Source organism: Xanthomonas pisi DSM 18956 (assembly GCF_001010415.1).
In the GTDB taxonomy this organism is placed as follows: domain Bacteria; phylum Pseudomonadota; class Gammaproteobacteria; order Xanthomonadales; family Xanthomonadaceae; genus Xanthomonas; species Xanthomonas pisi.
The window spans coordinates 35,357-52,995 of the sequence record NZ_JPLE01000003.1; the positions used below are offsets into that span (position 1 = coordinate 35,357).

Genomic DNA, 17,639 nt, shown 5'->3' on the forward strand with positions numbered 1-17,639 from the left:
CTGAGCGGCGCCCAGGTCGGCATCGTCATCGAGCGTGTGGTCGAGCCGCAGGCATCGCGCAACTGCAAGGATGGCCGGCTATGCTTGCGCGCTCGACGCAGACCAGATGAGGGAACGGCCATGACAATGCGATGCTGGTGGTGGACGGCGGCAATGGCAATGGCAATGGCGCTGCCAGCTGGCGCCGCCACGCTGCCCGCAGCCGCTGCCAACGTATTGCCTGCCGGTCAGTCGGTGATGCGTGTCGCCAGCGCAGATCTCACTGGCGATGGCCGGCAGGATTATGTGGTCGCATTGCGTGCATCCGCAGAACAGACGTTGCGTGCGGATGGCCGCGCGGCGCCGGCGCGGACCTTGCTGGTTCTGGTTGCGACCGCGGACGGTGGCGTTGTCGAAGCCGCACGCAACACGCGGGTGATCTTCAAGGCCGACGAGGGCGGGCAGTGCGATCCGTTTCTGGATGACGAACACGGCCTGGTGGCCAAGGGCGCCTACTTCACCGTGCAAAATGGCGTGGCCTGCGGCCAGCACTGGACCGACTACATCACCTTCCGCTACGACCGCACACGCCATGCATTCCTGTTCCACAAGCGCGTGATCGAAGCCTGGGAACTGAATACCGACGACACGCCCGACGCCGATGCGCTGCGCCTGAGCGAGCACAAGGAAATCAAGGCCGATCCGCGCAAGCCGGTGCTGCTCTCCGATTACACGCCTGCGCCCTGAGGCAAAGCATCCTCAGCTGCCTGCCGGCTACCAGTTGTCCATCTTGCGGCGATAGACGAACAGGCGCGGGGCCTTGGCCACCTGTGCCGAGGCCTGGCGTTCGCCGGCGATCAGCGAAAACCCGATATCGGCCAGCATGCGCGAAAGCGCATTGGCGTTGCCGCGGCCAGGGTCGCTGACCACGATCTCGCATGCCGGCTTGGCCAACCCCGGGATCAGCTTGGCCAGCATGGTGGCGTGGCGGGTTTCGTAGAGCACGTCGCTGGCGATGATCATGTCGAACTGGCCCATGTTCGAGGCGCACGCGTCCCAGTCGAGGCGGCGGTACGGCACCGAGTCCAGCGCGTTCAGCGCGGCGTTGTACGCCAGAAAGACCTCTGCCAGCGGATGGTGATCGCTGGCCACCACGTCGGCGCCGCGTTTGCGCAATACCAGGCTCGCCAGGCCCAGGCCGCAGCCCAGCTCGAGAATGCGCCTGCCTTCCACCGGCCGCGTCGCCATCGCTTCGGCCAGCAACCGGCCTGCCGGCCATACCTGGCCGAACAGGCTCCATTGCGCCGAGGAAATGCCGGCGTCGGCGGCTGCGTCGTCCGGGTCGGCAAATTGCTGCTTGTCCGTCAACGCGCGGATGACGTAGGTCTGCTGCCCGAAGGTCAGCTCGTGGATCTGGGTCTGATAGCCCGGCATGGTGGCGTCGCCTGGTCGCCAGGCGCGCACGCCGGCGTGGGGGAAGGCGCGCGCGACGCAACCGACACGGCGGGACGACGGCGCAGGAGCTGCGAACTGCATGGGCATGCTACGGCAAAGCCGCCTGGGCGCGCGCACGGGCCGGGCGGCACCGGCGTGCTGCGTTAAGCAGCTGCGTTGCCCGCACTGCGCGGCGACCCCGGAATGCGCCACTACGCAGGGCCGCTGCATTTGGTTGCATTGGCGCGCGCAGCCGTACCGGAAAGGCTCATCGATGTGAGGGATCAGCTCACCGCAGCCAATTAAACTGTCGCCACGGGGATGGCCCCGCGGAGAACATCACTTGAACGATACCCGTCACGGAGAGCTACGGGCGCCTCATATCAGCGAATCTCGCAGCCTGCCTGTGGAGAAGCATCGCTCGGATATCTTTTTTGCCGCGGTGGAAACCACGCGGATGCCGATGACGGTCACCGACCCGCACCTGCCCGACAATCCGATCGTGTTCGCCAACCGGGCGTTCCTGGAGATGACCGGGTATTCGGCCGAGGAGATCATCGGCAACAACTGCCGTTTCCTGCAGGGCCCGGAAACCGATCCGGCCAGCGTGCAGGACGTGCGCGAGTCCATCGAGCAACGCCGCGAATTTGCCACCGAGGTGCTGAATTACCGCAAGGATGGCTCGTCGTTCTGGAACGCGCTGTTCGTCTCGCCGGTGTTCGACGAGCAAGGCAACCTGGTCTACTTCTTCGGTTCGCAGCTGGATGTGAGCCGTCGCCGCGATGCCGAGGACGCCTTGCGCCAGGCGCAGAAGATGGAAGCGCTGGGGCAGTTGACCGGTGGCATCGCGCACGATTTCAACAATCTGCTGCAGGTGATGTCCGGGCATCTGGAAGTGATCCAGATGATGGTCTCCGGCGATGCCGCCAGGAATGCCGAACGCATCGCCTTCAGCGCCGAACATGCCGCAACCGCTGCGGCCAAGGCGGCCACCCTGACCCAGCAATTGCTGGCGTTTTCGCGCAAGCAGAAATTGCGGGGCCGGGTGGTCAATCTCAATGGCCTGGTGTCGGGCATGAACAACATGGCCGAGCGCACGCTGGGGGGCGGCATCAGCCTGCGGCAGTCGCTGGAAGAGGGGTTGTGGAACTGCCAGATCGACACCACCCAGGCCGAAGTGGCGCTGTTGAACGTGCTGATCAATGCGCGCGATGCGATGGCGCAGTCCGAGCGCAAGGAAGTGACCGTGCAGACCCAGAACGTGGAAATCACCAGCCACGATCTGGCCATGCATCACCAGTTGGCGCCGGGCCGCTACGTGAGCATTGCCGTCAGCGACACCGGCTCGGGCATGCCGCCGGAGGTGGCCAGCCGCGTCATGGAGCCGTTCTTTACCACCAAGGACGAGGGCCAGGGGACGGGGCTGGGTCTGTCGATGGTGTACGGCTTCGTCAAGCAGTCCGGCGGCACCGTGCGCATCTACAGCGAAGTGGGCGAAGGAACGACGGTGCGGCTGTATTTCCCCGCATCCAGCGAGTTCGAGAACGACCTGCAGGCCGTCAAGAGCCGTGCCATCGACAAGGGCGGCAGCGAAACCATCCTGGTGGTGGAAGACAAGCAGGACGTGGCGGTGGTGGCCAGGATGTTCCTGGAAAACGCCGGTTACCGCATCCTCTCTGCTGCCAGTGGGCGCGAGGCGATCGAGTTACTCGAGCAGCATCCGGAAGTGGATGCGCTGTTCACCGATCTGATCATGCCCGGCGGCATGAACGGCGTGGTGCTCGCGCGCGAAGCACGCCGCCTGCTGCCCAGGATCAAGGTGTTGCTCACGACCGGCTATGCCGACGCCAGCATCCAGCGCACCGACGTGGGCGGGGCCGAATTCGACGTGGTCAACAAGCCCTACACGCAAAAGGAATTGCTCAAGCGCATCCGCATGTTGCTGGACGGGCCGACCGGGGTGGGCTGAGGACGTCGTCATACCCGGTAACGCCGCCGCGCTGCGGTGGCGTTACCGATGCGGCCGGTATGGCCGCTTGGCTGCCGCTGCAAGACCGCACTGCTCGCGCAGCGTGACCGTGGAAGCACCATGGTCATCGGTACACCTGCGTTGGATCGCGTGCGCGAATGCACGCAAGCCTTGGCCGTGGTCTGCACTGCCGATGACCGGCGATGCAGTTGCGGCGGTTAGCGGCGCGATCTGCAATGCGGATCAGGTTCGGCGCGCCGTCGATACAGCAGGTGCAGCCGCATGCCGATCAGCATCGCCAACACGAACACCAGACTGGACGGCTGCAGTGCAGCCGCGCCCAGCAGTGCCGGCGCCGGGCATAGCCCCACCAATCCCCAGCCGATGCCGAACAGCGCGCTGCCCCATAGCAGTGGGCCGTCGATCTGCCGATGGCTGGGGAGCTGCAGCGATGCACCACGCAGTGTTCGACCACGCCGCCGCGCCCACCGGAACGCAGGCGCTGCGACGCCGATGGCGCCGAGCATCACCAACCCAAGCGATGGGTCCCAACGTCCGGCGACATCGAGAAAACCCAGGACCTTGGTCGGATCGGCCATGCCTGAGAGCAACAGGCCGGTCCCGAAGATCAGCCCGGCGATCGCGCTGCTGAGAACCCGATTCACCCAACGCCCCGCAACGTGGCGAGCAGGGCATGGGTGGCGATCGCCGCGCCCATGAACACGGCGGTGGCGACCAGCGAGCGGCGTGCGCCACGCGCGATGCCGCATACCCCATGCCCGCTGGTGCAGCCGCCGCCCATGCGCGCACCGAATCCCACCAGCACCCCTGCGCCGATCAACCACCACAATGTGGCTTGCGACTGCATGGAAGGCAGGGGCCGTACGACGGCCCACAGTGGCACGGCACCGAGCAACCCGAGCACGAACGCGCCCCGCCAATTGCGTTCATCGCGGCCCTGGCGCTGCAGCAAGCCGCCGACGATGCCACTGACGCCGGCAATGCGTCCCTCAAAGACCAATAGCCACGCGGCGGCAAGGCCGATCAAGCCGCCCCCGGCCAATGCGCTCAACGGGGTGAAACTGCTCCAGTCGACGACCATGTCAGTCTGGCTCCGCTGTGCCGCATACGCTGGCATACAGGGCCTGCATCACCGCAAGCACGTCGGCGCTGGCGAGGTGGTAATAGATGTATTTGCCCGCGCGACGGGTACCGACCAGGCCTTCGTCGCGCAGCACGCCCAGTTGCTGCGACAGCGTGGGCTGCACGATGGCCGTGGCCGCCTGCAGTTCGCCGACATTGCGCTCGCCCTGGGCCAGTTGGCAGAGCAACAGCAGGCGATCCTCGTTGGCCATGGCCTTGAGCAGGCTACAGGCGCGCCCGGCCGACGCGCGCAGGCGCTGCATGCTGGCAGGGTCGGCGCGAAATCGTGGCAGTGCGGGCGTGGCATGGGTCGGCATGCCTTTCAATCTACTTAAAAATAGAATGTGCTGCAATGGAGTGTGAGAGGCCGAGGGTGTGGCCGGCAGCCACCGGAACCTCACCCCCCGAGCTGCCACACCAGCAGAGATCGCAAGGCACGCAGGCGCTCGATCGCCGCTCGGCACGCGCGCAGCGCAGCGGGCGAATGCGCTGTGCCGCAACTCGGGCCTGGGGATCTGACACGGCCAGACAGCGCCGCGAGCAGTCGTCAGGCAGATGCGGGCGGTGCGCAGGACCGGGTGCGCGTGCGGGACATGCCGTACTGCGCGTCGGGCGCACTGTCTGGCGGTGAGCGTAGTCGTGTTGTCAGCCGCTCTTGGACGCTTGAAGTCGCGCGCTGTACGACGCAGTGGCCAAAGCGGATGCTTCAGCGGGGGTGTGGCGCGTGCGTGGCAAGGCGCACCTCGCCATGTCGCCAGTCGGTCATATCGCCCGCAGCCTCGAGCCGACCGCTGCGAACAAGGCCGGCAATACGCTGCGCAACCTGGTCGGCCGCATCCTCAACGTCGGCCAGATTCAACCGCTCGTCGGTGAGGGCTTTCGCAATCAGCATCGCGACCTTTTGCCACCGCGCGTCGACAGCACCGGTGATAAACGCATCGATTGCGCCCGGCTCACTGCCGGATGGGCCAGTGCTCGTCATCGTGCATCACCATTGCCTATTCCCGGGGCATGGCCACAGGATGCGCGCTCCCGCGTTGCAGCGACCGACTCCCGGCCTCGCTGCCACTCCGCACCCGCAACATCCCAGTGCGTGCGCCAACTATTCCTCGCCAAGCGGCGCCACATAGCCCTCGGGCTTATCGGCATTGCGCTCGAACAGGAACTTCTGCAGTTCGGCCTCGAGAAAGGCGCGATGCTTGGGGTCGCGCGGCGATAGCCGGTTTTCGTTGATCAGCATGGTCTGGTGCGCCAGCCATGCCTGCCACGCGCTCTTGCCGATCTGCGCAAAGATGCGCTGGCCGAGTTCGCCGGGATACGGCACAAAATCCAGGCCGTCGGTATCGCATTGCTGGTACTGGCAGAACACGGTGCGGGACATGCGAATTCCTTTGAGGCGTGCTTAGAGCGTGTCGAGCAACTTGCGGATCGGCGCCGGCAGGCCCAGCGCTCCGAGATCGGCGCGGGCGACCCAACGCAGATCGTCATTGTCGCGCACCGCCGCGCGCAGTGCGACCTTGCGCAGGCGCAACGGCTGCAGATGCAGGCGATAGTGGCTGAAGGTGTGCACGATCGGCGGCATCGCATCGGCGCGTTCGTAGCTGCCATCGATATGTTCGTCGAACCAGGCGCGCATGCTGCTGTCGGTGTCGGCCTGCGGCAGCGTCCACAGCGCGGCCCAGATGCCGGTGGGGGGGCGGCGCTGCAGCAGGATCTCGCCTTGGGCGTTTTCCAGCAGCAGCGCGGTCGCTTCGCGCTCGGGCAGGACCTTGCCCGGTTTGGGCGTCGGCAGCGCATCCACCAGGCCCTCGCGGCGGGCGACGCAGGTATCCTGCAGCGGGCACAGCACGCACGCCGGTTTGGCGCGGGTGCACAGGGTGGCGCCGAAATCCATCTGCGCCTGCGTGTAGTCGGCCAGGCGGCCGTCGGGCACATGCGCGACATGGGTTGTCGCCAGCTGCCACAGCTGCTTTTCGACGGCCGGCAGACCGGGATAGCCGGCAATGCCATGGAAACGCGTCATGACGCGTTTGACGTTGCCATCCATGATGGGGAAACGGTCGTTCCACGCCTGGCTCAGGATCGCACCGGCGGTGCTGCGGCCGATGCCGGGCAGCGCGAGCAATGCATCGAGGTCGCGTGGCAGCTCGCCATCGTGCAAGGCAACGCATTGCCTGGCGGCCGCATGCAGATTGCGTGCGCGTGCGTAGTAGCCCAGCCCGGCCCAGTGCGCCATCACCGTGTCGTTGTCGGCTGCCGCCAGATCGGCAAGTGCCGGAAAGCGTGCAACGAACTTCTGGAAGTACGGAATGACCACTGCAACTTGCGTCTGTTGCAGCATGATTTCCGACAGCCAGACGCGATACGGCGCGCGCGGATGCTGCCAGGGCAGGTCATGACGGCCGTGGCCGTCGAACCAGTGCAGCAACGGGGCGACAAAGGCGTCAGCGGATGAAGCGGCGAGATCTGCGGGCATGAGGTCTGCTGGCGGTAAAGGAGGGCGGTGCCGGTCACAGGCGCGATGTTGCGGTGGCGGGCTCAGCGCAGTGGAAACGCCATGCCGGCCAGGCACTGCTGGCAGAACAGGTCTCCGGCGCCAGCCCAGTGCGGCGCCTGAGGTGCGTGGTACCAAGACACCGCCGCATTGCTGCACTGTGTTGCACGTAGCGAGGCGGGCATGGGGCGCGCGAACTCCAGCACGCGTTTGGCATGCGACCGGCCGTGCGATACCTGCTGCACCGTGCGCCCGGCCTGCAGCAAGCTTGCTGACAGGGACTGCAGGTGCGGGCAGGCGTCAGCCACTCAGCTGCCCAAGGCTTCCGGCAGCAAGGCGTCGACGAAGGCGACCGGGTCGAACACGCGCAGATCTTCCGGGCGTTCGCCGATGCCGGCAAACCGGATCGGGATATTGAACTCGCGGGCCAGTGCGAACACCACGCCGCCCTTGGCGGTGCCATCGAGCTTGGTCACCACCAGGCCGGTGACGCCCACCGCAGCATGGAACTGGCGCAGCTGCGAGATGGCGTTCTGGCCGGTGGTGCCGTCGATGACCATCAGTACCTCGTGCGGTGCGGCAGCATCGATCTTGCCGAGCACGCGGCGGATCTTGCCCAGCTCGTTCATCAGCCCGGTCTGGGTATGCAGGCGGCCGGCGGTGTCGGCGATCAACACGTCGGTGCCGCGCGCCTTGGCGGCCTGCAAGGCGTCGAACGCCACCGAGGCGGCATCGGCGTTCTGCCCTTGCGCGATCACCGCCACGCCATTGCGATCGCCCCAGGCCTGCAGCTGCGCCACGGCGGCGGCGCGGAAGGTGTCGCCGGCGGCCAGCATCAGGCTATTGCCCTCATCCTTGAAGCGCTTGGCCAGCTTGCCGATGGTGGTGGTCTTGCCGACGCCGTTGACGCCGACGGTGAGCACCACGAACGGCTTGAGCGAGCGGTCGATCACCAGCGGTTTCGACACCGGCTGCAACAACGCGATGAGGTCGCTGCGCAGGGCCTTGAACATGGCCTGTGCGTCGACGAATTCGCGCGACCTCATGCGCTTGCGCAGGCCTTCGATCAAGGCGGTGGTGGCGCCGATGCCGACGTCGGCGGTGATCAGCGCGGTTTCGATTTCGTCGAGCAGATCGTCGTCGAGCTTGGGGTTACGCGAAAACAGGCCGCCGAAGCTGCGTGCGAAGGTGCTGTTGCGCAGCCGCTCGCGCCAGCCCGGTTTGCCGGCCGGTGCGGCAGGCAGCGCGTCGTGCTGGCCGACGATGCTGTCGGTGTCCTGCGTCGCAGGCGTCGGGTGGCCGACGCTGACCGGTGCGGTCACGGTCGGTGTCGCGCTTGCGGCAGGGACTGCGGCGGGCGGAGTGGACGCGGTCGGCGTTGCGGCAGGCGGCACCACCGCCGGCGGTGCGGCGACCGGCGCGGCAATCACCGGTGCCGACACCGACGGCGGGGTCGCCTGCGATGGCGTTGCAGGTTGTGCGGGGGGAGCGACAGGCGCGCTCGGCCCGCTTTGAGGCTGCACTACGACAGGCGCCACCACCACCGGGGTCGGCGCGGTGGGTGGGGCAGCCTGGGCCGGGTCCGGCAATGCCTGCAACGCAGACGGTGCGGCAGGTGTGGGTGTGGGGGGCGCACTCGGCACCGCGGCGATGCTCTGCGCCTGGCCGGTGCGGGCTGCAATGTCGCGTGCAAGCGCATCGGCCGGTGCCGCCGGCGCGGTAGTTTCTGCTGCCGGGGCAGGCGTGATGGGCGGCGCTGCGGCAGGCACTGTGCCGGGCTGCGCAGGCGGCATGGCCTCGACCGGCGCTGCGGGCGTGGCGGCCGAGGGTGCGGTGGGGAATGCGGCTGCCAGTTCTTCCAGGCTATAGCGCGAGGTGCGCGAGCTGTCGGGCGCGGTGGGCTTGTTGCGGCGGAAAAAACTGGCCATTGGCAACGCAGTAGGGGAAACCCGGAATTCTACCATCCGGGTCTCGGCCCACCTTGACGCGTCCTTCAGCGCCGTACTGATCCAAGGCGACCCGAACGCACTGCGACGGCGCTGCCAATCCTGCCGAATTCGGCATTTGTGCCAGCTATGTGTCAGGCTCCGATCGCAGCCTGCAACCAGCGCTTCACAGCTGACCCTTGAGCGCACGGTAATCGCGCGGGGTCATGCCGACGGTGGCCTTGAACTGGCGGGCAAACGCGCTCTGGTCGGCGAACCCGCAGCGCTGGCCGATGCTGGCGATGCTGTCGTCGCCGTACAGCAGGCGCATGGCCGACTCGATGCGCAGCTTGGTCAGCAGTTGCTGCGGGGTGACCTGGAACACGCGACGGAAGTGCCGCTCCAGCTGCGCGACCGAGAGCCCGGCCAGATCGGCCAGCGCCTGCACGCGCAGGTTGTCGCCGAAGTTGGACTGCATGTGGTCCATGACCTGGCTCAGCCGCTCATACGCCGAATGCCGGCTATCGGGCTGGCCCAGATCGCGCGAGATACCCACCACGCCGATCACCTCGTCCGCCTCGCACAGCGGGCGTTTGAAGGTCAGGCACCAGCCCGGCAAGCGGTTGGGATACAGATGCACCTCCAGCTGGTTGTCGATGAGCTCGCCCTGCAGCACGCGACGGTCCTGCATCATGTAGCTGCCGCCCAGCGGCAACGGAAATACTTCCAGCGGCGAGCGGCCGATGATCTCGCTGCGCAGCTTGCGCCCGAGCCGGCGCACCAGGGTGAGGTTGCAATGGGTGTAGCGGCCCTCGCTGTCCTTGATGAAGAACACCACGTCCGGCAGTGCATCGAACAGCGTCTGCATTTCCAGTGCGGGAAGGTTGAGGTCCATCAGGGTCATGGTAGAGGTCACGATTTGACGGCTGCACGGTGGTGCAACCCAGGCTTGATCCTAGCGTAAACGCGCGGCTGTGAAGCGGGTCGGCGATTGTGCAGATTTCCGCATTTTCACTTCGCATTGAACGCTAGTCGTCCGCGGCCGGCAATGGGAGCATGAGCCATGCACACCATCGACGTCATCGACTCTCATACGGCCGGCGAACCTACCCGCGTGGTCCTGGCCGGTTTCCCCGATCTGGGCGATGGCGACCTGGCGCAGTGCCGCGAACGCTTCCGGCAGGACTTCGACCACTGGCGCAGCGCAGTCGCCTGCGAACCGCGCGGCTCGGACACCATGGTCGGCGCCTTGCTGCTGCCGGCGCGCGACCCTGCCGCCTGCACCGGGGTGATCTTCTTCAATAACGTCGGCTACCTGGGCATGTGCGGGCACGGCACCATCGGCGTGGTGCGCACGCTGGCCGAGCTGGGGCGCATCGCGCCTGGCCAGCACCGTATCGAAACCCCGGTGGGCACCGTTGGAGTGGAACTGGCCGACGATGGCACGGTGTCGGTGGACAACGTCGAGAGTTACCGCGCGGCCGCCGCTGTGGAAGTGGACGTGCCGGGCCATGGCCGGGTGCGCGGCGATGTGGCCTGGGGCGGCAACTGGTTTTTCATCACCGAGCAGGCGCCGTGCCCGCTCGACCTGGCGCATCAGCGCGAGCTCACTGCCTATACCGAAGCGATCCGGCTGGCGCTGGAAGCGGCCGGCATCACCGGCGAGGCCGGCGGTGAAATCGACCATATCGAAGTCAATGGCGCCGCCCCCGACGGCAGCGGCGTGGCGCGCAACTTCGTGCTATGCCCCGGGCTGGCGTACGATCGCTCGCCCTGCGGCACCGGCACCAGCGCCAAGCTGGCCTGCCTGGCCGCGGACGGCAAGCTGGGCGAAGGCGAGCGCTGGGTGCAGCAAGGCATTCTGGGCAGCGCGTTCGAGGGCAGTTATCGCCTGAGCGGCCGCGGCATCGCGCCACGCATCAGCGGGCAGGCGTACATCACCGCGCGCTCGCAGCTGATCGTCGATCCGGCCGATCCGTTCGCCTGGGGCATCGTGGCCTGATGCAGGCGTCGCCGCCCGCCCCGGATGCGTTGGCTGCGCCGTCGAGCGGTTCTGCGGCGGCTGCATCGCATCGCGCTGCCAGCGCGGAGGCGACACCATCTGCCGCCTCCACGCGGCGCAGCTACGACCTGATCGTGATCGGCGCCGGCATCGTCGGCGCGGCCTGTGCCGAAGCCGCGGCAGGCGAGGGCCTGCGCGTGGCGATCATCGAGCCGGGACCGATCGGCGGCGGTTCGACCGCCGCGGCGATGGGGCATCTGGTGGCGATGGACGACGACCCGGCCGAGCTGGCGTTATCGGCGTATTCGCTGCGCTTGTGGGAGCGCTTCGCGCAATTGAGCGAGGCCGAATTCAGTCGCTGCGGCACGCTGTGGGTGGCACGCGATGCGCGCGAACTGGCAGCGGTGCCGGCCAAGATCGCGCGGCTGGCGGCGGCCGACCTGCACGCAGAAGCCATCGATGCGCAGCAGCTGTATGCCCTGGAACCGCAGCTGGTGGCCGGGCTGGCCGGCGGCATGCGGGTGCCCGACGAGGCGGTGGTGTATCCGCCGCGGGTGGCGCGGCACCTGGTGAGCCTGGCCTGCAAGGCCGGTACGCAGCTGTTTGCCGGCCGTCGGGTGACGCAGCTGCAAACCCGGGGCGTGTGCCTGGACGATGGCCAGCTGCTGTCCGGGCCGGTGCTGGTCGCCAGCGGTGTCGCCTTGCCGGGGTTGCTGCCCGAGCTGGCGTTGCGCCCGCGCAAGGGCCATCTGGTCATCACCGACCGGCATCCGGGCTTGATCCGGCATCAACTGCTGGAGCTGGGCTATGCCGATTCGGCGCATGGCGCCGACGACACCAGCGTGGCCTTCAATGTGCAGCCGCGGCCGACCGGGCAGATCCTGATCGGCTCCTCGCGCCAGTTCGGCGAACACGATCGCGCGCTGTCGATGCCGGTGCTGCAGCGGATGTTGCAGCGGGCATTTGCGTATCTGCCGGTGTTGCGCGAGCTGCAGGCGATCCGGGTATGGACGGGTCTGCGTCCGGCCACCCCGGACGGGCGCCCGTATCTCGGGGCGGTGCCCGGCCGGGCCGACGTGTGGGTGGCAGCGGGGCATGAAGGGCTGGGGGTCACCACGGCGCTGGGGAGCGCACGGGTGATCGTGGACAGCCTGCTCGGGCGCACGCCGGCCATCGACCCGGCGCCGTATGCGCCGGCGCGCGCCATGCAGGGGGCTGCGGCATGAGCGCCATGGTTCGCCTGTACGTGGATGCGCAGCCGGTGGACGTGCCGGCCGGCGCCAGCGTGGCCGCCGCGGTGGCGCAGGCGACGCTGCAGTTTCGCCAGTCCAGCAGTGGCCAGCCGCGGTCGCCGTTATGCGGCATGGGCGTGTGTTTTGAATGCCGCGTCCGCATCGACGGTATTGCGCAGCAACGCGCCTGCCTGGTGGATGCGCACGAGGGCATGCAGGTGCGCACCGATGGCTGAGCGCGTGCTGCATTTCGATGTGCTGGTGATCGGTGCCGGACCGGCCGGTCTGGCGGCGGCGCAGGCGGCCGCCGGCCATGGCGCGCGCGTGGGCGTGGTGGACATGCAGCCGCGTGCGGGCGGGCAGGTGTGGCGCAGCGACGTGCACCACGGTGCGCCGGCCGATGCGCGCGCGCTGCTGCGGCAGGTGCAGGGCAATGCCGCGATCCGCCTGTTGACCGGCACGCAGATCCTGCTGGCGCAGTCGGGCTGGCTCTTGGCCGATGGCCCGGATGGCGCGCTGCAATTGCATTACGCCGCGCTGGTGCTGGCCACCGGCGCGCGCGAATTGCTGTTGCCGTTTCCGGGCTGGACCTTGCCCGGCGTCACCGGCGCAGGCGCGGCGCAGGCGCTGGCCAAACAAGGTTGGCCGTTGCGCGGCAAGCGCGTGCTGGTCGCCGGCAGCGGGCCGTTGCTGCTGGCCAGTGCGGCCACCTTGCAGCGACATGGCGCGCAGGTGCTGGGCATCCACGAGCAGACCAGCGCAGCAGCGTTGCGCGCCTTCGCTGCGCAGTTGTGGCGCTGGCCGGGCAAGGCCGCGCAGGCGGCGGCGCTGCGCTTGCAGTTGCATCGCGTTGCCTATCGCGCCGGCAGCGTGGTGGTGGCCGCCCATGGCAATACGCAACTGCGCGAGGTGGAGCTCGACGGACCCGATGGCCTTACCCGCGTGGCGTGCGACCAGCTCGCCGTGGGCTACGGCCTGGTGCCCAACACCGAGCTGGCGCAGCTGCTGGGGTGCCAGTTGGACCCGTGCGGCGCGCATCGGCAGATCCAGGTCGATGCGTTGCTGCGCACCAGTGTCGTGCAGATCTTCGCGGCCGGCGAAGCCTGCGGCATCGGCGGGCGCGATTGTGCGCTGGTCGAAGGTGCGATGGCCGGGCATATGGCCGCCGGCGCACCCGAGCATGCAACGCGGCTGCAGCCGCGTCGGCGTGCCGTTCGCGCGTTCGCGCAGTTGCTGCAACAGCAGTTCGCACTGCATCCGCGCATCCGCGCGCTGGCGCAACCGGACACGCTGGTCTGCCGCTGCGAAGACGTGCCGCTGGGCGCGCTGGACGCGTTTGACGATGCACGCGACGCCAAGCTGGCCTCGCGCTGCGGCATGGGCGCCTGTCAGGGCCGCATCTGCGGCAGCGCACTGGCCGAACTTGGCCGTTGCCCGCCCGCTCTTTCCACCGACGCCGGCCGCCGGCCGCCGTTGTTCCCGGTCCGCCTCGCGGCGCTGGCCGACTCGTTCACTTCCGACTCGCAAGGGAATCATCCATGAGCATCGCTACGTTCTGGCACGGCGTGTTGCCGGCCATCACCACCCCGTTCACCGCCTCCGGTGAGATCGATCACGACTTCCTCGGCAAGCACGCCAACCAGCTGGTGGATGCCGGCTGCACCGCGATCGTGCCGCTGGGCTCGTTGGGCGAAGCGGCCACCCTGAGCGTGGACGACAAGCTGGCGATCCTGCGCACCCTGGTCACTGCCTTGAACGGCCGCGTGCCGGTGGTGCCGGGCATCGCCAGCCTGGCGACCGGCGAAGCGGTGGCGCTGGCCAAGGCCGCCAAGGAGATCGGATGCGGCGGCTTGATGGTGCTGCCGCCCTACGTCTACTCCACCGACTGGCGCGAGATGGGCGCGCATGTGCGCGCGGTGATCGGCGCGACCGATCTGCCGGTGATCCTGTACAACAACCCGGTCGCCTACAAGACCGATTTCGGCCCGGCCCAGATCGCCGAGCTGGCGGCCGAATTCCCCAACCTGCAGGCAGTGAAGGAATCCTCCGGCGACGTGCGCCGCTTCGCCGCGCTGCAGGAATTGCTGGGCGATCGGCTGGCGCTGCTGGTCGGCATGGACGATGCCATCGTCGAAGGCCTGAGCATGGGCGCCAAGGGCTGGATCGCCGGCCTGGTCAACGCCTATCCCGCCGAATCGGTGCGGCTGTTCGAGCTGGCACGCGACGGCGGGTACCCGGCCGCCAAGGAGTTGTACAACTGGTTCCTGCCGCTGCTGCGCCTGGATACCGTGCCCACCTTCGTGCAGCTGATCAAACTGGTGCAGGCAAAGGTCGGCCTAGGCAGCGAGCATGTGCGCGCACCGCGGCTGGTGGTGGCCGGCGCCGAGCGCGAGGCTGCGCTCAAGGTGATCGACCATGCGATTGCCACCGCGCCTACGTTGTCCTGATCACGCAGGCACCATGACGCTGCGCCACACGCCGATCTGTCAGCGTGTCGCGCAACCACGTCGCCGTGTGCGCAGCGACGTGCGCTGATCGATGCAGATGTCGCGTTTGATGCGGCATCCGCATCGGCCCCTTGGTCGGCCGCTGCCGCACGCTGCGCACAGGTCGATTCCATGCAATGAAGGTGCCGCAATGAACGAGACGATCCAACCCATCCTGCTGGCCGGCCAATGGCAGCCCAGCCATGCTGCGACGGGCAGTTTCCGCGCCGCCAACCCGGCGACGGGCGAGGCGATCGGGCCGCTGTTTCCGGTCAGCAGTGCCGACGACATCGAAACCGCGCTCACTGCCGCGCAAGCGGTCGCCGCCGAGCTGGCTGCCGCACCGGTCGAGCGCATTGCCGCGTTTCTGGACGCGTACGCCGATGCGCTGGATGCCGATGCCGACACCCTGGTCGCACTCGCGCATGCAGAAACCGCATTGCCGGCGCCCACGCGCCTGCGCGGCAACGAGCTGCCGCGCACCAGCGGCCAGTTGCGCCAGGCCGCAAACGCGGTGCGCAGCTACAGCTGGACCACCCCCATCATCGACAGCGCCGCCGATCTGCGCTCGCATCTGGCGCCACTGGGCAAACCGGTGCTGGTGTTTGGCCCCAATAATTTCCCGTTTGCGTTCAATGCGATCGCCGGCAGCGATTTCGCCTCGGCCATTGCCGCGCGCAACCCGGTGATCGCCAAGGCGCATCCGCTGCATCCGGCCACCAGCCAGCGCATGGCGCAGCTCGCGCACACAGCCTTGCTTGCGGCGGGCCCGCCGGCAGCGGCGGTGCAGTTGCTGTATCACTTCGACAACGCCGTCGGCGTGCGGCTGGCCGGCGATGCGCGCCTGGGCGCGATCGGGTTTACCGGTAGCCGCGCGGGCGGGCTGGCGTTGAAGGCCGCTGCCGATGCGGCTGGCGTACCGTTCTATGCCGAGCTTTCGAGCGTCAACCCGGTGTTCCTGTTGCCGGGCGCGCTGGCCGAGCGCGGCGATGCCCTGGCGCAGGAATTTTTTGCCTCGTGCACCCTGGGCAGCGGCCAGTTCTGCACCAATCCCGGCGTGGTGGTGGTGCCGCACGGCGCGGCAGGCGATGCGTTCGTGGCCGCGACCACGGCGCACTTCGAAGCCGCCATGCCGATGGTGCTGTTTTCCAGCGCAGGCGTGGAAGGCGTGCAACACGGTGTGGCAGCGCTGCGCGCTGCCGGCGCCGCGCTGCTTGCCGGCGGGCATACCGGCGAAGACGGCTATCGCTACGCGCCGACCTTGTTGAGCGTGGATGGGCAGGCCTTCCTCGCCAGTCCGCATGCGCTGCAGGCCGAGGCCTTCGGCCCGGTGAGCCTGCTGGTGCGCGCGCGCGATATCGCGCAGATGACGCAAATCGCCGCTGCATTCGAGGGCAACCTCACCGGCACCTTGTATCGCGCTGTCGATGGCAGCGACGATGCGGCCTGGCAGGCCATCGCGCCGGTGCTGCGGGCGCGGGTGGGGCGCTTGATCAACAGCAAGATGCCGACGGGCGTGGCGGTGAGCGCGGCGCAAAACCACGGTGGCCCGTTCCCGAGCACCGGACATCCGGGATTCACTGCGGTGGGCATGCCGGGCGCGATCCGCCGCTTCGCCGCCCTGCACAGCTACGACGCCGTGCCCGATGCCTTGCTGCCGCCGGAACTGCGCCAGCGCAATCCAGGCGGCGTCGCGCGGCTGGTCGATGGGCAGTGGAGTACGGCCGATCTTGGAGCGGGCACATGAGCGCGCAGATCGGTGGCCTGTCGCTGGAACAGGCGCATGCGCAACTGGCGCCGTGGGCGCAGCGGGCCGCGCCGATCGCCGCGGCCGAGTACGCGCAGCGCATCGAACGCGCACGTGAGCTGATGCGCGCGCACGGCGTGGATGCGTTGTTGATCGGCGCCGGCACCTCGCTGCGGTATTTCACCGGCGTGCCGTGGGGGGCCAGCGAGCGGCTGGTCGCCGCGTTGCTGACCCTGCAGGGCGATCCGGTGCTGCTCTGCCCGGCGTTCGAGGAAGGCTCGCTGGATGCGGTACTGCAGGTTCCGGTCGCGAAATATCTGTGGGAAGAACACGAAGACCCCTACGCACTGGCGGTGCAGGCGATGGACGATCGCCATGCGCACGCGCTGGCATTGGACCCGGGCATCGCCTTCGCCGTACATACCGGCCTGCGTGCGCATCTGGGCACGGCCATCCGCGATGCCGGCGCCATCATCGATGGCTGCCGCATGTGCAAGTCGCCGGCCGAACTGGCGCTGATGCAGCAGGCCTGCGACATGACCTTGCTGGTGCAGCGGCTGGCCGCCGGCATCGCGCACGAGGGGATCGGCACCGATCAGCTGGTGCGCTTCATCGATCAGGCGCATCGCGCGCTGGGCGCGGACAACGGCTCGACCTTCTGCATCGTACAATTCGGCCATGCCACCGCATTTCCGCACGGCATTCCCGGCGTGCAGCAGCTGCGCGAAGGCGAGCTGGTGCTGATCGACACCGGTTGCACCGTGCAGGGCTACCACTCCGATATCACCCGCACCTGGAGTTACGGAACGCCCAGCGATGCGCAACGGCGCATCTGGGACCTGGAGCAGGCCGCGCAGGCAGCGGCGTTTGCAGCGATCCGCCCGGGCGTGGCCTGCGAGGCCGTGGACCAGGCCGCACGCACGGTGCTGGAGGCAGCCGGACTCGGCCCCGACTATCGCTTGCCGGGCTTGCCGCATCGCACCGGCCATGGCTGCGGCCTGGCGATCCATGAAGCGCCGTATCTGGTGCGCGGCAATGCGCAGCCGCTGCGGCCGGGCATGTGTGCCAGCAACGAGCCGATGATCGTGGTGCCCGGTGCGTTCGGGGTGCGCCTGGAAGACCACTTTCATGTCACCGAGACCGGCGCGCAGTGGTTTACGCCGCCGTCGCCGGCGATCGACCAACCGTTTGCCTGAGCCCGGATAGGCTCACCGATCCGTAGGAGCGC

At 68.1% G+C, this 17,639-nt stretch carries 18 protein-coding genes; 9 read left to right on the forward strand and 9 right to left on the reverse strand.

Annotated features, from left to right (window positions below; all coding sequences use genetic code 11):
• Positions 1 to 159 precede the first annotated feature (159 nt).
• Positions 160 to 726, forward strand: a complete 567-nt coding sequence (locus Y887_RS00350) for a hypothetical protein (RefSeq protein ID WP_104612212.1) — start codon at positions 160 to 162, stop codon at positions 724 to 726.
• A 27-nt stretch (positions 727 to 753) separates the two neighbouring features.
• Here Y887_RS00350 and Y887_RS00355 read toward each other — a convergent pair whose 3' ends face one another.
• The gene (locus Y887_RS00355) at positions 754 to 1,413 is read right to left on the reverse strand and encodes a class I SAM-dependent methyltransferase (protein ID WP_046962478.1); all 660 of its coding nucleotides are present in this window, start codon (positions 1,411 to 1,413) and stop codon (positions 754 to 756) included.
• 343 nt (positions 1,414 to 1,756) lie between these two features.
• Here Y887_RS00355 and Y887_RS00360 point away from each other — a divergent pair, with 343 nt between their 5' ends.
• On the forward strand, positions 1,757 to 3,382 hold the full coding sequence (locus Y887_RS00360) for a hybrid sensor histidine kinase/response regulator (RefSeq protein WP_046962455.1): 1,626 nt from the start codon (positions 1,757 to 1,759) through the stop codon (positions 3,380 to 3,382).
• Positions 3,383 to 3,600: 218 nt separating this feature from the next.
• On the opposite strand, the gene Y887_RS00365 is transcribed toward Y887_RS00360, so the two are convergent.
• The 8 genes from Y887_RS00365 to Y887_RS00405 all read right to left on the reverse strand — a co-directional run bounded on the left by Y887_RS00365 (position 3,601) and on the right by Y887_RS00405 (position 9,848).
• Positions 3,601 to 4,047: a DUF6691 family protein gene (locus Y887_RS00365; RefSeq protein ID WP_046962456.1), complete on the reverse strand. Its 447-nt coding sequence runs from the start codon at positions 4,045 to 4,047 to the stop codon at positions 3,601 to 3,603.
• A complete protein-coding gene (locus tag Y887_RS00370; RefSeq protein WP_046962457.1) occupies positions 4,044 to 4,484 on the reverse strand; it encodes a YeeE/YedE family protein in 441 nt (146 codons plus the stop codon). The genes Y887_RS00365 and Y887_RS00370 overlap by 4 nt, the downstream gene beginning before the upstream one ends.
• Before the next feature lies 1 nt (position 4,485).
• Positions 4,486 to 4,842 carry an ArsR/SmtB family transcription factor gene (locus tag Y887_RS00375; protein ID WP_084725883.1) on the reverse strand — a complete coding sequence of 119 codons (357 nt, stop codon included), beginning with the start codon at positions 4,840 to 4,842 and terminating at the stop codon, positions 4,486 to 4,488.
• Between the two features lie 389 nt (positions 4,843 to 5,231).
• Positions 5,232 to 5,507 (reverse strand): DUF3658 domain-containing protein, encoded by a 276-nt coding sequence (locus Y887_RS00380; protein ID WP_046962458.1) that lies wholly within the window; start codon positions 5,505 to 5,507, stop codon positions 5,232 to 5,234.
• Positions 5,508 to 5,627: 120 nt separating this feature from the next.
• The gene (locus Y887_RS00385; RefSeq protein WP_046962459.1) at positions 5,628 to 5,906 is read right to left on the reverse strand and encodes an oxidative damage protection protein; all 279 of its coding nucleotides are present in this window, start codon (positions 5,904 to 5,906) and stop codon (positions 5,628 to 5,630) included.
• A 21-nt stretch (positions 5,907 to 5,927) separates the two neighbouring features.
• On the reverse strand, positions 5,928 to 7,001 hold the full coding sequence (mutY, locus tag Y887_RS00390) for an A/G-specific adenine glycosylase (protein WP_046962460.1): 1,074 nt from the start codon (positions 6,999 to 7,001) through the stop codon (positions 5,928 to 5,930).
• A 326-nt stretch (positions 7,002 to 7,327) separates the two neighbouring features.
• On the reverse strand, positions 7,328 to 8,947 hold the full coding sequence (gene ftsY / locus Y887_RS00400) for a signal recognition particle-docking protein FtsY (RefSeq protein WP_046962462.1): 1,620 nt from the start codon (positions 8,945 to 8,947) through the stop codon (positions 7,328 to 7,330).
• Between the two features lie 184 nt (positions 8,948 to 9,131).
• Positions 9,132 to 9,848: an AraC family transcriptional regulator gene (locus Y887_RS00405; protein WP_084725884.1), complete on the reverse strand. Its 717-nt coding sequence runs from the start codon at positions 9,846 to 9,848 to the stop codon at positions 9,132 to 9,134.
• 159 nt (positions 9,849 to 10,007) lie between these two features.
• Between Y887_RS00405 and Y887_RS00410 the strand changes: the two genes are divergently transcribed.
• The 7 genes from Y887_RS00410 to Y887_RS00440 all read left to right on the forward strand — a co-directional run bounded on the left by Y887_RS00410 (position 10,008) and on the right by Y887_RS00440 (position 17,607).
• Positions 10,008 to 10,946, forward strand: a complete 939-nt coding sequence (locus Y887_RS00410; RefSeq protein WP_046962463.1) for a proline racemase family protein — start codon at positions 10,008 to 10,010, stop codon at positions 10,944 to 10,946.
• Entirely contained in the window at positions 10,946 to 12,172 is a 1,227-nt protein-coding gene (locus Y887_RS00415; RefSeq protein ID WP_084725885.1) for an NAD(P)/FAD-dependent oxidoreductase, read from the forward strand. Before Y887_RS00410 ends, Y887_RS00415 begins: the two co-directional genes overlap by 1 nt.
• On the forward strand, positions 12,169 to 12,414 hold the full coding sequence (locus tag Y887_RS00420; protein WP_046962464.1) for a 2Fe-2S iron-sulfur cluster-binding protein: 246 nt from the start codon (positions 12,169 to 12,171) through the stop codon (positions 12,412 to 12,414). The genes Y887_RS00415 and Y887_RS00420 overlap by 4 nt, the downstream gene beginning before the upstream one ends.
• Positions 12,407 to 13,720 (forward strand): NAD(P)/FAD-dependent oxidoreductase, encoded by a 1,314-nt coding sequence (locus Y887_RS00425; protein ID WP_046962465.1) that lies wholly within the window; start codon positions 12,407 to 12,409, stop codon positions 13,718 to 13,720. Before Y887_RS00420 ends, Y887_RS00425 begins: the two co-directional genes overlap by 8 nt.
• The gene (locus Y887_RS00430) at positions 13,717 to 14,625 is read left to right on the forward strand and encodes a dihydrodipicolinate synthase family protein (RefSeq protein ID WP_046962466.1); all 909 of its coding nucleotides are present in this window, start codon (positions 13,717 to 13,719) and stop codon (positions 14,623 to 14,625) included. The genes Y887_RS00425 and Y887_RS00430 overlap by 4 nt, the downstream gene beginning before the upstream one ends.
• A gap of 190 nt (positions 14,626 to 14,815) precedes the next feature.
• On the forward strand, positions 14,816 to 16,411 hold the full coding sequence (locus Y887_RS00435) for an aldehyde dehydrogenase family protein (protein ID WP_046962467.1): 1,596 nt from the start codon (positions 14,816 to 14,818) through the stop codon (positions 16,409 to 16,411).
• Positions 16,408 to 17,607, forward strand: a complete 1,200-nt coding sequence (locus tag Y887_RS00440) for a M24 family metallopeptidase (RefSeq protein ID WP_046962468.1) — start codon at positions 16,408 to 16,410, stop codon at positions 17,605 to 17,607. The genes Y887_RS00435 and Y887_RS00440 overlap by 4 nt, the downstream gene beginning before the upstream one ends.
• The last annotated feature ends 32 nt before the right edge of the window (positions 17,608 to 17,639 follow it).

Bases quoted from the DNA above. Each gene is read 5' to 3' on its own strand.
- Y887_RS00350 (WP_104612212.1), top strand. From the start codon at position 160: ATGGCAATGGCGCTGCCAGCTGGCGCCGCCACGCTGCCCGCAGCCGCT.
- Y887_RS00355 (WP_046962478.1), bottom strand. From the start codon at position 1,413: ATGCCGGGCTATCAGACCCAGATCCACGAGCTGACCTTCGGGCAGCAG.
- Y887_RS00370 (WP_046962457.1), bottom strand. From the start codon at position 4,484: ATGGTCGTCGACTGGAGCAGTTTCACCCCGTTGAGCGCATTGGCCGGG.
- Y887_RS00375 (WP_084725883.1), bottom strand. From the start codon at position 4,842: ATGCCGACCCATGCCACGCCCGCACTGCCACGATTTCGCGCCGACCCT.
- Y887_RS00380 (WP_046962458.1), bottom strand. From the start codon at position 5,507: ATGACGAGCACTGGCCCATCCGGCAGTGAGCCGGGCGCAATCGATGCG.
- Y887_RS00385 (WP_046962459.1), bottom strand. From the start codon at position 5,906: ATGTCCCGCACCGTGTTCTGCCAGTACCAGCAATGCGATACCGACGGC.
- mutY (WP_046962460.1), bottom strand. From the start codon at position 7,001: ATGCCCGCAGATCTCGCCGCTTCATCCGCTGACGCCTTTGTCGCCCCG.
- ftsY (WP_046962462.1), bottom strand. From the start codon at position 8,947: ATGGCCAGTTTTTTCCGCCGCAACAAGCCCACCGCGCCCGACAGCTCG.
- Y887_RS00405 (WP_084725884.1), bottom strand. From the start codon at position 9,848: ATGACCCTGATGGACCTCAACCTTCCCGCACTGGAAATGCAGACGCTG.
- Y887_RS00410 (WP_046962463.1), top strand. From the start codon at position 10,008: ATGCACACCATCGACGTCATCGACTCTCATACGGCCGGCGAACCTACC.
- Y887_RS00415 (WP_084725885.1), top strand. From the start codon at position 10,946: ATGCAGGCGTCGCCGCCCGCCCCGGATGCGTTGGCTGCGCCGTCGAGC.
- Y887_RS00420 (WP_046962464.1), top strand. From the start codon at position 12,169: ATGAGCGCCATGGTTCGCCTGTACGTGGATGCGCAGCCGGTGGACGTG.
- Y887_RS00425 (WP_046962465.1), top strand. From the start codon at position 12,407: ATGGCTGAGCGCGTGCTGCATTTCGATGTGCTGGTGATCGGTGCCGGA.
- Y887_RS00430 (WP_046962466.1), top strand. From the start codon at position 13,717: ATGAGCATCGCTACGTTCTGGCACGGCGTGTTGCCGGCCATCACCACC.
- Y887_RS00435 (WP_046962467.1), top strand. From the start codon at position 14,816: ATGAACGAGACGATCCAACCCATCCTGCTGGCCGGCCAATGGCAGCCC.
- Y887_RS00440 (WP_046962468.1), top strand. From the start codon at position 16,408: ATGAGCGCGCAGATCGGTGGCCTGTCGCTGGAACAGGCGCATGCGCAA.